The sequence below is a fragment of the Intestinibaculum porci genome, assembly GCF_003925875.1.
Classification (GTDB): Bacteria; Bacillota_I; Bacilli_A; order Erysipelotrichales; family Coprobacillaceae; genus Intestinibaculum; species Intestinibaculum porci.
In genome coordinates, this window is the sequence record NZ_AP019309.1 from 1,186,517 (window position 1) to 1,201,141 (window position 14,625).

13 protein-coding genes and 1 tRNA gene are annotated in these 14,625 nt (G+C 38.7%); 11 read left to right on the top strand and 3 right to left on the bottom strand.

Going from position 1 to position 14,625, the window contains the following annotated elements:
* Positions 1-121: 121 nt before the first annotated feature.
* The 6 genes from SG0102_RS05825 to SG0102_RS05850 all read left to right on the top strand — a co-directional run bounded on the left by SG0102_RS05825 (position 122) and on the right by SG0102_RS05850 (position 6,147).
* On the top strand, positions 122-820 hold the full coding sequence (locus SG0102_RS05825; protein WP_125119082.1) for an amino acid ABC transporter permease: 699 nt from the start codon (positions 122-124) through the stop codon (positions 818-820).
* Positions 810-1,547, top strand: a complete 738-nt coding sequence (locus SG0102_RS05830) for an amino acid ABC transporter ATP-binding protein (RefSeq protein ID WP_125119083.1) — start codon at positions 810-812, stop codon at positions 1,545-1,547. Before SG0102_RS05825 ends, SG0102_RS05830 begins: the two co-directional genes overlap by 11 nt.
* A gap of 13 nt (positions 1,548-1,560) precedes the next feature.
* On the top strand, positions 1,561-2,313 hold the full coding sequence (locus SG0102_RS05835; protein WP_125119084.1) for a transporter substrate-binding domain-containing protein: 753 nt from the start codon (positions 1,561-1,563) through the stop codon (positions 2,311-2,313).
* Between the two features lie 96 nt (positions 2,314-2,409).
* Complete coding sequence (locus tag SG0102_RS05840) at positions 2,410-4,311, top strand: IS3 family transposase (protein ID WP_157982937.1); 1,902 nt, start codon at positions 2,410-2,412, stop codon at positions 4,309-4,311.
* Between the two features lie 46 nt (positions 4,312-4,357).
* Positions 4,358-4,783, top strand: a complete 426-nt coding sequence (locus SG0102_RS05845; protein WP_125118147.1) for a hypothetical protein — start codon at positions 4,358-4,360, stop codon at positions 4,781-4,783.
* A gap of 32 nt (positions 4,784-4,815) precedes the next feature.
* Complete coding sequence (locus SG0102_RS05850) at positions 4,816-6,147, top strand: IS3 family transposase (RefSeq protein ID WP_269461208.1); 1,332 nt, start codon at positions 4,816-4,818, stop codon at positions 6,145-6,147.
* Between the two features lie 224 nt (positions 6,148-6,371).
* On the opposite strand, the gene SG0102_RS05855 is transcribed toward SG0102_RS05850, so the two are convergent.
* From SG0102_RS05855 to SG0102_RS05865, 3 genes are all read right to left on the bottom strand, one after another.
* The gene (locus SG0102_RS05855; protein ID WP_125119085.1) at positions 6,372-6,701 is read right to left on the bottom strand and encodes a putative quinol monooxygenase; all 330 of its coding nucleotides are present in this window, start codon (positions 6,699-6,701) and stop codon (positions 6,372-6,374) included.
* Positions 6,702-6,770: 69 nt separating this feature from the next.
* Positions 6,771-6,845: transfer RNA gene (locus tag SG0102_RS05860), tRNA-Gly, on the bottom strand.
* 124 nt (positions 6,846-6,969) lie between these two features.
* Positions 6,970-7,485 carry an ECF transporter S component gene (locus SG0102_RS05865; protein ID WP_125119086.1) on the bottom strand — a complete coding sequence of 172 codons (516 nt, stop codon included), beginning with the start codon at positions 7,483-7,485 and terminating at the stop codon, positions 6,970-6,972.
* Between the two features lie 131 nt (positions 7,486-7,616).
* Between SG0102_RS05865 and SG0102_RS05870 the strand changes: the two genes are divergently transcribed.
* From SG0102_RS05870 to SG0102_RS05890, 5 genes are all read left to right on the top strand, one after another.
* Positions 7,617-8,150 (top strand): flavodoxin family protein, encoded by a 534-nt coding sequence (locus SG0102_RS05870; RefSeq protein ID WP_125119087.1) that lies wholly within the window; start codon positions 7,617-7,619, stop codon positions 8,148-8,150.
* Between the two features lie 80 nt (positions 8,151-8,230).
* Entirely contained in the window at positions 8,231-9,736 is a 1,506-nt protein-coding gene (gene glpK / locus SG0102_RS05875) for a glycerol kinase GlpK (RefSeq protein ID WP_125119088.1), read from the top strand.
* Positions 9,737-9,869: 133 nt separating this feature from the next.
* Complete coding sequence (locus tag SG0102_RS05880; protein ID WP_125119089.1) at positions 9,870-11,036, top strand: DUF349 domain-containing protein; 1,167 nt, start codon at positions 9,870-9,872, stop codon at positions 11,034-11,036.
* Positions 11,037-11,075: 39 nt separating this feature from the next.
* Positions 11,076-12,011 (top strand): restriction endonuclease, encoded by a 936-nt coding sequence (locus SG0102_RS05885; RefSeq protein ID WP_125119090.1) that lies wholly within the window; start codon positions 11,076-11,078, stop codon positions 12,009-12,011.
* A 63-nt stretch (positions 12,012-12,074) separates the two neighbouring features.
* Entirely contained in the window at positions 12,075-14,624 is a 2,550-nt protein-coding gene (locus tag SG0102_RS05890; protein ID WP_125119091.1) for a type I restriction-modification system subunit M, read from the top strand.
* Position 14,625 lies beyond the last annotated feature (1 nt).

The window sequence follows — 14,625 nt, forward strand, 5'->3', positions numbered from 1 at the left end:
ATTTCACAAAAGAAGTACAGTAAGATCATAAACGAGAAATATTATTATAGTGATAAATAATTATTGACAGTGAATTTCTTGTGGAGTATATTGTATACATACATACGAAAGGGGGATTCATATGTTAGACTTTTTGGTCAATGTACAGAATTACGTGCCACAGTTCTGGGCGGCATTTCTGGTGACCATCAGATTAGCTGTATTATCGCTGATCTTTGCGACAATCGTTGGTATTGTTGTTGGCTTAATTAATACATCAAAATCTAAAAATGTCATTATGGTTGTCTTACGGGCGATCGCCAAGATTTATATCGAAATTATTCGTGGGACACCAATGCTGGTGCAGATCCTGATTATTTATTTTGGGATTTCCCAGGCTTTAAGACCGATGGGATTCAGCTGGAATCTGATTGGCGGGACGTTTAGTGCTGGGGTGGTTGTTTTAACGATCAATGCCGGTGCCTATATGTCAGAAATTATTCGTGCCGGGATTGAAGCGGTTGATCGCGGTCAGGTGGAAGCAGCGCGTTCCTTAGGGTTGAGGTATGGTCAGACGATGACGAAAATTGTTTTACCACAGGCCATTCGCACAATGCTGCCAAGTATTGTCAATCAGTTCATTATTTCTATTAAGGATACCTCTTTGATGTCAACGGTTGGTTTAGCAGAGTTAACCAATACCGGTCGTACGATCGCTTCAGTGTGGACGAGTCAGACTTTAGCTTTGTATTGTTACATGGCGGTTTGGTATTTAGTCATCTGTCTTGTCTTATCAAGACTCTCTAAGTTACTAGAAAGGAAGTTATCCTATGCAAGATAAGACAATTATTTCCGTGAAGAATTTAAAAAAGAATTATGGCAAGAATGAAGTCCTAAAGGATATCAATGTCGACATCCATGAAGGTGAAGTGGTCTGTGTCATTGGCCCTTCTGGTTCGGGAAAATCAACCTTCCTGCGATGCCTCAATAAACTTGAAGTGTCCACTTCAGGATCAATTGTTGTCAATGAGACCGATATTAATGATCCCAAAACCGATATTGATCGCTTCCGTGAGAATATTGGAATGGTGTTCCAGCATTTTAATTTATTTCCTCATAAAACGGTGGAAGAAAATATTATGCTCGCACCGGTCACACTCAAAAAGATGAATAAAAATGAGGCGAAAGAGAAAGCTCATACCTTACTGCAACGGGTGGGGTTAGAAGATAAAGCGGATCAGTATCCTAATCAGTTATCGGGCGGGCAAAAGCAGCGTGTCGCGATCGCGCGAGCGCTCGCCATGAATCCTGATATTATGCTTTTTGATGAACCAACCAGTGCCTTAGATCCGGAAATGGTTGGTGAGGTACTTAAAGTTATGAAAGAACTGGCTCAAGAAGGGATGACGATGGTGGTTGTCACACATGAAATGGGTTTTGCGAGAGAAGTTTCAGATCGTGTGATCTTTATGGATGGTGGCTATATTGTGGAAGAGGGGACACCTGATGAAGTCATCAATCATCCCAAACAGCCAAGAACAATTAATTTCTTAAATCAAGTTTTATAAGGGGGAAACAGTTATGAACAAATTTATGAAAGCAGCTTTAGCAAGTGTTATGGGTTTAAGTTTAGTAGGATGTGGTTCTTCATCCTCATCTACATCTTCAAAGACGTATATTATCGCAACCGATAAAACATACGCACCATTTGAAATGACCGATAAAAAAGGAAAACTGATTGGGATCGATATGGATCTGATGCGCGCCATTGCGAAAAATCAGAATTTCAAGATTAAGATCAACTCTTTAGGTTTCGATGCTGCTTGTACAGCTTTGGAATCAGGAGAAGCTGATGGTGTTATTGCCGGGATGACAATCACTGATGCCCGTAAGAAGAAATATGATTTCTCTGATCAGTATTATAAGACAGGCGTGTCCATGGCTGTCGCGAAGAAATCAAGTATCAAAGGCTATGCGGATTTAAAAGGAAAGACGGTTGTGGCAAAGACATCGACAGCCGGTTTAGCATTTGCCCAGTCGATCAAGTCTAAATATGGCTTTAAATTAAATGTCGTTGAAGAATCTTCGATGATGTATGAAACAGTGAAATCTGGTGAAGCGGTGGCTTGCTTCGAAGATACACCTGTCTTAAAATATATGATCGGTCAGGGTCAGTTAAATTTCAAACTGCCTACTAAGAGTGAAAACCCAAGTTATTATGGCTTTGCCGTATTAAAGGGTGAAAATGCAACGTTATTAAAGAAATTTAATAAAGGGTTAGCCAACTTAAAGAAGAACGGTCAGTATGACAAGATTCTTGCCAAATATGAATAATCATATATAAAAAGGATTGCCTGTCTAAAATGGTACCATAGAAAGGAACATTACATTGACAGTAATGTCACCTAACCTATGGTGCCATTTTTTGTAATGAAGGTAATAATTGTTATGTCTAAAGGAACTGTAATATCTGATGAAGCCATTAAAATACTTTCAGCCAATAAATTCGTCAAACTGGTGAGATCAAATCGTATTTCATTTACCTATGAATTCAGGATCATGATGTGGGAGAGATGGATTAAATATAAAAGCATTTCATCAATTAGAGAGGTCATGAAGGAAAATGGCATTGACTACTCTCTCTTTAACGCACAAATTATTAGTCGTATTCAAAGAAATTTTAAACGCGATGGGAAACCTACTAACGGACGTATGGGTAACTCTGCCAAACGTAATAAAACAGATAAAAACTATGATCAGTTCCTCGTCTCGACCGGAAAATTCATTCGCGCACGTCGTGGCATTTCATTTTCAAAAGACTATACTGAAAAGCTCTATAGCTTATATCCTGATCAGGCAATCGAGGATGTCCTTAAATCAGATGGCTTTGATCCAGAACGAATTGGCTATCAGCGTATTCATGCGCTAAAAAGAGTATTTGACGGGGATATTGAGCCGCATGAAAAGCAAACGTTTGATCAGAATATAATCGAAGAATATACAGACCACCCAATGGTTGAAAGGATAACTGCACATAGAATCAAACTGACGGATGTATTCTACAGCGAGGCATCAATTTTCTCTGATATGCACATTAATGATATTCTCAAAATCTTTGATATTGATTCTGCAATTCTTACTATCTCCACGAAACAGCGCATAAAAAAGCAAATTACTCAATCTGATCATACATGTTCCATTCATTTAGAGGCAGGCTCATCTGATCGATTCAAAGCCATTGCCCTAAATCTTTATGAGGCACTATACAATAAAATGGCTTGTTTTCTGAAGTCTATATCCCAATGCATATGGGATCTTAGCGCCAGCCTAAGAAGAGAAGCCTTCATAATGCTTGACTCGTTAGCGGACAGTCACATTATGCCTTTAAGCCAAATCATTAGTGAAGCAGGCCTGTCAAGATCCACCTTCTACTCTATTTTAAGAAACGATGCCTACGGCAGATATGAAGAGCTAAGGAATCAGAATGAAGAAGAAGAGGTCAGGGCCATTATTGATACAATGAATTACAAAGGCTATCCCAAAGGCAAGAGAACTATCCACATGATGATGCCTGAGATTACAGGCAAAAGCTTTTCAATTAAGAAAATAGCACGTCTGATGAGAAAGCATGGACTTAATTCAGGAGTTCGAGCTCCCCGTCAGTCCCTTAAGGCTGCTCGTGAGCATCTTGAAAAATACAAGTGCCCTAATCTTCTTAAACGAAAATTCAGACTGGCCATGCCTTTTACGCACATTCTCACTGATGTTTCCTATCTGTTTTTTGGAGCAAATGGCAGAGGCTATCTTTCAGCAGTCAAAGATGCGGTAACAGGGCGCATATTAGCTGCCGTGGTGAGCGAAAACAATGATTCGGCAATGACTATGGAGACGCTGAAGCAGCTTGAACGCTACACCTTTCGCGATAATGCCATCTTCCATAGCGACCAGGGGGCACTGTATCTCAATGAAGCATTTCAGAAAAAGGTAAAGGAGCTGGGATTCAGAGAATCAATGTCCAGAAGAGGCATCTGTGAAGACAACAGTTCACAGGAAAGCTTTTTTGGCCATTTCAAGGATGAATGTGACTATACCAGCTGCAGTTCCATTGAGGAGCTGAGGGAAATGGTGCTTTCCTATGTGGAATACTACAACAACGAGAGACCACAGTGGACAAGAAATAAAATGACACCCGTGAAATACGAATCGTATCTTGAAGCCATGCCGCCTGAGCAGTTTGATTTATACATGTCCAAGGAAACTGATAAGTATGAAAAAACGAAGGCTCTTGCAACAAAAAGAGCTAAAGCGCGTGCCAACCTGATACTGTCATGATATACTACAGACACCAATAAATACATATCAGGCGGAGGAAAGCATTATGGCAAAAAGAAATAAGCAGATTAACCTGGAAAAAGCTTTAGAAGAGGCTTCTAAAAACCAATACACTGAGAAGGTAACAGATGGCAGAATCTATTACACAAGGGAATTCTATGCCCGCATGAAACAGCTGATGGATGGCGGCATGTCACCAATTAAGGCATACAAGACACTCGGATACGATGTAAACACGTTAGGAGAAGATCGCGCCTACGCAGCTGCCGGTCGCGCTGCCAGCGGACAGGCACGCAAGCCCAAGAAGGTCAGCGGCATGGTTCCGCGTGATCAGGTTGGCAATCTTTCCGATCAGGAAATGGTTGACTATCTTAATTCACGCATTGACTATCTGGAAACAGTTGTTGGAGTCGTAAAAAAAAAGGGCTCAAAACTGCTGGTGAAGGTATCATCATCGAAGAACGAGAAATAGCGGTAGATAAATGTCTTCTCGCAGATACGTATATAAGAGATCATCCTGATGTCAAAATCAGTGAGGCCTGCAAGATATTTGAAATCACTTCAAGAAAATACAGGTGCTGGAAGAAAAAACGTGAAAATCCATCTGCCAGCCAGATTCAAAAGGCTACCGAAGATGAGATGATAAAGGATAAGATGATTGATATCGTCAAAACCTTTGGCTTCGTGCCTGGGCGAAGAACATTCTGTGCTCTTTTTACTCGCATGCATTTTAATATCAATGGTCAGCCGGTTGGTGAAAAAAAAGTAACGCGTCTGATGCAGGAATTGAATTTGTTCCCCAACCTACGCCATAAGGATGCCTACAAGGGACAGGCAACATACAACCATCCTTATTATAACGTTAACGATTACGTAAAAAGATACTTCAGACAAGACCCGCGCAAGGTTATTCTCACTGATATCACTTATATTTCCTATAACGGCAATAAAAACATCTCTTATCTATGCGTATTTAAGGACGCATTTACCAATGAAATTCTTGGATGGCATATTTCTAAAAGAATGGACGTTACCCTCGTTGAAAGAGCTTATTGCATGATGATGGATCTTCATGAAAAGGAAATTGAGAAGGCATGCAAATACATGAAGGAAAATGGAAAAAAGCCTTATGTCTATATTCATTCAGACAACGGCTCTCAATACCTTTCCACCGAATTCAGAGAAATTCTAGAAGATGACGGCTTCATTCAGTCAGTATCCAGACGCGGAAACAGCCTCGATAATGCGCCAATGGAAAGCTTTTTTGGAAGAATGAAATCTATTCTAAATGAATTAGTTGAAAAATGTCCTAACTTTGATACGGTTGAAACCATGATCAAAAACTTTATGGAACAGTATAATACAGTAATACCTCAGTATGATCTGGCAGGACAGACTCCTGAAGAATACTATCGCTATATTACTGAAGGCATTTATCAGACTGATGTTTATTTCGGCGTCTCAGCCAAAGAACTCATCACCCAGGAAGAACTGGAATCCAGACGCGAACAAGCGCGTGCTGAAAGAGCTCGACGCAGAAGCAAGCAAAACGAGTCTGGTGAATCATCTTATGAGTATAAGAGCGAACAGCATCCTTTCAAAGTGGTACAGAAGGATCAGAAGGTTATTCTAGCTCGAATCAATAAGCTACAGAGACTGATTGACGAAAATACGAAAGAAGTAGAAAAACTGGATACGCTATTGGCTGATACGAATACAGCACTCAAGTTCCTAACCAAGGCATCCGATTCAGTGATCAAGTCACTGTACTATCCTAGAAACTGGCAGAATTATCCAGAGCTATCGTATGTGAACAGAACAGGAGCAATCTATTAATAATACATCAAGTCATCCACTTCTTGTTTAAAAAATCACGTAAAGTGGTTCTTTTTGTCGTACAATAAAACTCCTGATATGGATGAATAGAAGCGAAAAAATGAGGGCAAGATTCAATTGAATCTTGCCCTCATCCTTTGTGAGCTGAAAACAAGTCGTCACTGTCAATAAATAGTCCTTGACAATGGTACCAGTTTAGTCTAGACAATCCTTTTTTACGCTGATTATTTTCTGATAAAAGACTGATCATATTCAGGAATCTCATCATCAGAAATAAAACGTTCAACATCCATGGTCAGATCATACTTTTCTCTTAAGGTCATGATTTTTGCCATCCATGGCGATTGATGGTGATGATCAATCGCTTCCTGGGATGTCCAGCTATCAATTAAAAGAATCGTATCAGGATCATCAAAGGGAATGAAGTAATCGTAACGTAAGTTGCCTTTTTCTTTGCGAATCCCTTCAACGATTCCTCTGCTGATCATTTCCTTGGCAAATGCCTGGGCCTGACCTGATTGGCCATGATAATAGATATTTACTGTAATAGCCATAAAAAAATCCTCCTGTTTTTATTCTATCAAAAATAAAAAAAACGAACCATAGGTTCGCGATCTTTTTTATGGAGCCACATGCCGGAATCGAACCGGCATCTTCTGCTTGGGAAGCAGAAGTAATAACCATTATACGAATGCGGCACTTCTTTGAAGTACATACTTAGATTAAACCTATTTCAAAAAAGTGTCAATAGAGAAAATTAAGAAAATGTACCGTAAAAAGAAGTTTTACCGAATAAAAGCAAGAAAATTCATTTCTAAAAAATTAGTTATGAATGAGTCTTTTGATTTTAGCGTTTAGTAAAATGCCATATAAGCCATAGAATAAGACAATCCCCACTAAGCCTTCAATACTTAAGCCCGGAATCTGGGCTACGCCAGCTGGGATTGACTGCTCTAAGATTGCGCCAGCAATGGTATAACCGGCAATCATTTCGATGATGCCAACGATACTCGCCAAGAAGACATATTTTGACTTCAGGGATTTATTGGTATCTTGCGAGGCAATTTTACCAATCAAATAACCCATTAAGGATTTGATAATGAGAGTAGGAATGACCCAAAGGGTATAACCGGTTAATAGATCAGCTAAAGCGGAGCCGATACCAGCGGTAATGAGTCCGGTACTTGGATCAAAGAAAATGGCAAAAAGTAAGATAAAACAGTTACCTAAGTGGGCATAGCCTAAAGGAATCGGAAACTGTAGGAACATAGTCGCAATGGCAACCATGGCGATGCCTAAGGCATTGATCGTGAGTTTATAAGTGAGATGATTTTTCATAATGACCCTCCTCGTATACTTGCATTATAGTCTTATCTGAGTATATAGAAATGGTCAAAATGATATAAAATAATATGGTCAGTAAATGAGAATGAAATAGTGTACAATAAGAGAAGAAAGGTTTGGTTTATATGAACATAGTTATTTTAAACGGAAGTCCTCGGGTGAAGGGGAATACAGAAATTTTAGCCTCGGCTTTTAAGAAGGGGGCGGAAGAAGCGGGACATGATGTCACGCTCATCAATTTAAGAGGCATGAATATTAAGGGCTGTTTAGGTTGTCAGTACTGTTTTGCACATGCAGGGGCATGTGTGCAGAAAGATGATATGGCAGAGATCTTAGAAGCTTTAGATCAGACAGATATGGTGGTATTTGCCTCACCGATTTACTGGTTTGATATCACTGCGCAGTTAAAGACGGTTATTGACCGGATGTATGCCCGCGGCAAGATCGGTTTCCATTTCCATAAGACGGCTTTATTATTAGACTCCGGGGCTGATCATGTCTATGAGGCCGCTTTAGCGCAATACAACATGATGACAAATTATCTCAAATGGGAAAATCAAGGGACGATTCTGGCACCGAACATGGAAGAAAAAGGCAGTATGCAAAAGAGTCCCGCTATGCAGGAAGCTTATGATTTAGGCTTGTCTCTTAAAGATTAAAACCTGATTTCAGGTTTTTTTCTTCACTCTTTCATGAAAGCGCTTGTTTTGATATAATATCATTTAGGAGGTCACATTACATGAGTCAATATATTATGGCATTAGATGCTGGTACAACGAGTAACCGCTGTATTCTTTTTAATAGGCAGGGCGAAGTGGTATCTAGTGCCCAAAAAGAATTTACCCAATATTTCCCTGAGCCAGGCTGGGTTGAACATGATGCGATGGAAATCTGGAATACCCAGTTATCGGTCGCCCGTGAAGCGATGGCAAATATTCATGCGCATGCCGAGGATATCGCGGCGATTGGGATTACCAATCAGCGTGAAACGACAATCATTTGGGATAAAGCTACAGGGGAACCGATTTATCATGCGATTGTCTGGCAGTGTCGACGCACATCGGATGACGCGAAAGCTTTGAAAGAAGCGGGTTTAGTAGAAAAGATTAAAGAGAAAACAGGATTAGTGATCGATCCTTATTTTTCCGCTACGAAGATTCGCTGGATCTTAGATCATGTACCTGGGGCAAGAGAAAAAGCCAATAAGGGAGAATTGTTATTTGGCACAGTTGATACCTGGCTAATTTATAATCTGACAGGTGGACGTATCCACGTGACGGATTATTCCAATGCTTCACGCACAATGCTCTTTAATATCAATACCTTAGAGTGGGATCAGGAAATCTTAGATCTTTTAGATATTCCAAGAAGTCTATTACCAGAAGTGAAACCATCTAGCTATCTCTATGGCAAAACGGATCCTTCTTTATTTGAAGGACCGATCCGCATTGCGGGAGCAGCCGGTGATCAGCAGGCCGCTTTATTTGGGCAAATGTGTTTTCACTCCGGTGAAGCGAAAAATACATATGGGACCGGCTGCTTTATGTTAATGAATACCGGTGAGAAACCGATCTTCTCACAAAATGGTTTATTAACAACGATTGCCTGGGGCATTGATGGTAAAGTCTATTATGCTTTAGAAGGTTCGGTTTACATGGCAGGCGCCGCCATTCAGTGGCTAAGAGATGAATTAAAGTTAATTGATACTTCGGCCGATTCAGAATACTTTGCGACGAAAGTGGATAGCACGGGCGGTATTTATGTGGTGCCATCATTTACTGGTTTGGGAGCTCCTTACTGGAATCCCTATGCCCGAGGAATTATTACCGGGTTAACGAGAGGAACGAACAAATCGCATATTATCAGAGCTACGTTGGAATCCATTGCTTATCAGGTGAATGATGTTTTCCAGGCAATGGAAAAAGATTCTGGCATTCAGTTAAGCAGTTTAAAGGTTGATGGCGGAGCGTCAAAAAATAACTTTTTAATGCAGTTCCAGGCGGATATTGCGGGTGCGCCGGTAGAGCGACCTTGTTTAGTAGAAACAACCGCAATGGGGGCTTCTTACTTAGCAGGATTAGCTGTTGGCTTCTATCAGGATTTAGAAGATATCTGTGCAATTAAACAAATTGACCGCACCTTTATCCCGCAAAAAGATGAAAGCTATCGCATAAAGCATATTAAAGGCTGGAAGAAGGCTGTCTCAGCAGCGTTATTGCTTGCTGGAAATGACAGTGATCTGTGATATAATACTATTTCATGAAAGGAAGAATCTTCGTTTTTAAGCGTCACGTGAAAAAAATGATAAAAAGGCATTGAGAGCGCTTAATATTTGATATAGAATATATTTGTATCTTTGTGAAACGAAGGGAACGAGTATGAGAAAATCTAACGAAATAAACACATTTAGAGATCAGTTTGCGAAAGTAGAAGAAAGTACTGATGAAAAGACAGGGTTACCTCTCGTCACTGTTTTATACGGGGCGAGAGATGACAAAAATATGCCTATTGCCCCTGATGAAAATGATGCGACCCATGGGACATGGATGGCCATTCAAGAAGGCAAGACATATAATGTCGTTTACTGGAAACGCGCTGCTTACGAAGGTGCTGATCTGGAAATTAATGATTTAGAACGTATTCAAAAGACGTATGTAGAAAAGAAAGCAATCGTTGATGAAGCGGTTGCCCATCAGGATGAAACGGACTGGAACAAGTATGTTGGTTTCTATAAAGAACTGATGGAACAGTGGCGTAAACTGCCACATTGGCATTTAGCATTTGAAGATGAATTCTGGGATCAGTTCCATGCAGCCCAGAGTCATTTCTATGATGCTTACCGTGAAGAACAGAATAAACGTAAAGTCGCGAAGGAAGACATCGTTCGCCGCGCTCAGGAAATTGCGGAAAGTGAAGACTATCATACCGGCTTCAAGAGATTCCAGGAATTAATGAAAGAATGGAAAGCTGTTGGTCCTGCTTATCATCGTGATGATGAAGCATTATGGAAACAGTTCAGAGCTTATAATGATCAGTATCATGATAAGGTTGTGAAACATCAGGAAGATATGCAGCCAGTATATGAAGCTTCCGCTGCTAAGAAACGTGAACTTATTGAAAAGACCAAAGAAATCGTGGCGAAAGTGCCTGATCTGGAATGGAAAGTCACTTCTGATGAAATGAACGCAATAATGGATGAATGGCGCGCAGCTGGGAATTCAGGAAAAGTCAATGATGACTTATGGAAAGAATTCCAGGATGTTCGTAAAGTCTTCTATGATGCCCGTAAAGAATTCTATGCTTCGATGAATGAAAAACATGCTGCAAATGCGAAAGCTAAGAAAGCCTTAATTCAGGAAGCCAAACAGATTGCCTCAACAACAATCGACTTTACGAAAGAAACCACAGATCGTATGAAAGAACTTCAGCAGGAATGGAAAGCTATTGGTTCATGTGGTCATAAAAAAGAAAACGAATTGTGGAAACAATTCCGTGAAGCGATGGATGCTTATTTTGAAAACCGTCGTCAGTTTAAAGGTTATTAAAGGATACTTCGCGTATCCTTTTTTTATAAGGAGATTATTATGGCTATACCAACATATAATGAATTTTATCGGGCTGTTCTTGACTGTTTAAATGATGGTGAGGTGCATCGCTCAAGGGAGATTAATAATTACTGTGCTGATGTTTTCCATTTGACGCCAGAAGAGCGCAGTGCTTTATTACCTATTAACAGACAAACTGTGTTGTCAAATCGTGTCGGCTGGGCACGTACTTATTTAAAAAAGGCACATTTGATTGAATCACCAGCAAGAGGGAAGTTTAAAATTACCGAAGCAGGGGTTAAGGCTGTTTCGGATCCTTCATTAGTGATTGATAATGATTATTTAGAAACATTCCAGTCATTTAGAGAATTCTTTAACTCTTCAAAAGAAGAAAAAGAAGAGGTCGATTCTCCAGAAGTTCAAACGGAAACCGTGATGGAAAGCACACCGATTGAGACAATGGATGAAGCTTATAAAAAGTTAACCTCACAATTGGCTGATCAATTATTAGCGAATATTTTAGCGCAGGATCCATATTTCTTTGAACAGTTAGTGATGGATTTGTTAGAAAAGATGGGGTATGGCGGTGAGTTAAGTGAACCATCAGAAGTAACATCCAAATCAGGTGATGAAGGCATTGATGGAATTATTCGTCAGGATGCCTTAGGTTTTGATAAAATCTATGTTCAGGCTAAGAAATGGGCGCCTGAGCGTAGTGTCGGTTCGCCAGATATCCAGCAGTTTGCTGGCGCTTTGATGGGAAAAGGTGCTAATAAAGGTTTATATATTACAACTTCTCATTTTAGTGATAAAGCGAAAGACTTTGTCGATAAGCATATGACTGCTAAGATTGTTTTGGTAGATGGAGAAATGTTAACATCGTTAATGATCAAATATAATTTAGGCGTCAGCTTAGTGCACAGTTATGAAATCAAGAGAGTAGATACGGATTACTTCAATAACGATAATGAATAGCTTATGTCCAAAATATTGAACATAAGTTATGTTAAAATGGGAGTATAAAGGAGAAATGAAATAATGAATAAAAATCAATTAGCAGCGAAGATATGGGAATCCGCTAATAAGATGCGATCAAATATCGAAGCTAATGAATATAAAGATTATATTTTAGGGTTTATCTTTTATAAATACCTATCAGAAAAAGAAGAGAACTGGCTCTTAAAAAGAGATTATACACCGGAAGATATTAAGGAATATGTGAATGAAGATGATCCGGAAACTGTGCAGAGTGCTCAGCAAAGCTTAGGGTATTTTATTGCTTATGAACACATGTTCTCAACATGGGTAAAGAGCGGTTCGGATTTTTCTGTAGATAATGTCAGAGTCGCTTTATCATCTTTTTCAAGATTAATTTCACCATCTCATAAAAGAGTCTTTGAAGGAATCTTTAATACTTTAGAGACTGGGTTAAGTAAGCTTGGGAAAGATACGAAATCACAGACCAAAGCTGTTCGTGATTTGATCCATTTAATTAATGAAATTCCCATGGGATCGCGTAAACAGGATTATGATATGTTAGGGTTCATCTATGAATTCCTGATTGAAAAGTTTGCGTCAAATGCTGGCAAAAAAGCAGGTGAGTTCTATACTCCACATGAAGTATCCCTATTGATGTCTGAAATTGTGGCAGATCATTTAAAGGATCGTAATGAAATTAAGATCTATGACCCAACTTCGGGTTCTGGTTCATTATTAATTAACATCGGGGCTTCGGCGGCTAAATATATGCCTGATGCCAATCGTATTCGCTATTATGCGCAGGAGTTGAAATCTAATACGTATAACTTAACAAGAATGAATTTGGTTATGAGAGGGATTATTCCTGATAACATTGTGACAAGAAATGCGGATACGTTAGAAGAAGACTGGCCTTATTTTGATGAGTCAGATCCAGCAGCTACATACGAACCATTATATGTTGATGCAGTCGTTTCAAATCCCCCATATTCCCTGCAATGGGATCCTAAAGGCAAAGAAAATGATCCACGATATGCCAGATATGGTGTAGCACCTAAATCAAAGGCTGATTATGCTTTTTTACTGCATGAGTTATACCATTTAAAGCCTGATGGAATTATGACTATCGTATTACCTCATGGAGTCTTATTTAGAGGTGGTGAAGAAGGTAAGATCAGAACAAATCTAATTGAAAATGATAATATTGAAGCCATTATTGGCTTACCAGCTAATATCTTTTATGGAACAGGTATTCCCACAATCATTATGGTTTTACGTCAGAAAAGAGAAGACAATAATGTATTAATTATTGATGCTTCCAAAGGTTTTGAAAAGGTTGGTAAGAGTAATAAGCTACGTGCCTGTGATATTAGAAAGATTGTAGATACGGTGACACATAAGTTGACCATTGATAAATATTCAAGATTAGTATCTAAAGATGAAATTCGTCAAAATGATTATAACTTGAATATTCCTAGATATGTTGATTCATCTGAAGAAACAGAAACATGGGATCTCTATGCTTCTATGTTTGGTGGTGTACCTGAATATGAGTTAAATCGGTTAGCGGACTATTGGAAAGTATTTCCTAGCTTAAAGGATGCATTGTTTACAATGAATCATGGGTATGGAAAATTAAAGGTTTCTGATATTAAAGGTACAATCTTTGATAATGTAGATGTTCAAAAATTCATTGAAGATTACAAGAATAAATTTTCTCACTTTGATGAAACATTAGAACATGAACTTATTGATCAAGCTGAAACTGTTTCAACGGTAAAAGAAAAGGATGAAATTTCAAGTGATCTTTTATCACGTTTTGAAGATATTTCGTTAATTGATAAATACAAGGCATATGAAGCCTTTGACAAGGGATATGAAGAAATATCAGGAGATTTAGAGATTATTCAGTCGGAAGGAATGGACTGTGTAAAAGCTGTTGATCCTAACATGGTTCTTAAGAAAAATAAAGAAGTACAGGAAGGCTGGAAAGGACATATTTTACCGTTTGACTTGGTACAAAATAATTTATTGAAAGATGAATTAGATACAATATCTAAACAGGAAGAACGTCTTCAGGAGATTCCATCTGAGTATTCAACTTTGTTAGATGAATTATCAGAAGATGATAAAGAAACGATCTCTGAAGCTTTAAATGAAGAAAACGATGCATTTGTATTTAAGAATTTTAAGAAAGTCATCAAGGTGATTGATGATCAAAATCTTAAAGATGTTTTGAAGAAAGCTGATCAGTTTAATAAAGAAGAAAAGGAATTAAAATCATCTATAAAAAAAGCTAATCAGGAATTACATTTAAAGACAAGAGATACCATTATGTCTTTATCAAATGAAGAAGTGAAACAGCTATTATTCATAAAATGGATTCAGCCTATTACCAATGCAATTAACGAATTACCAAATGAATTGTTAAAAGATTTTGCGTCTCAAATCAAGAATCTTTCTGATAAGTATAAGGATACTTATGAAGATATTGATCAAGAGATAAAGAATACTGAAAAAGAACTTGTGAAAATGTTAGGAGATCTTACTGGTGATGAAGCTGATATGGCTGGAATAAGACAATTACAAAAGATGTTAGGTGGTGATTAAT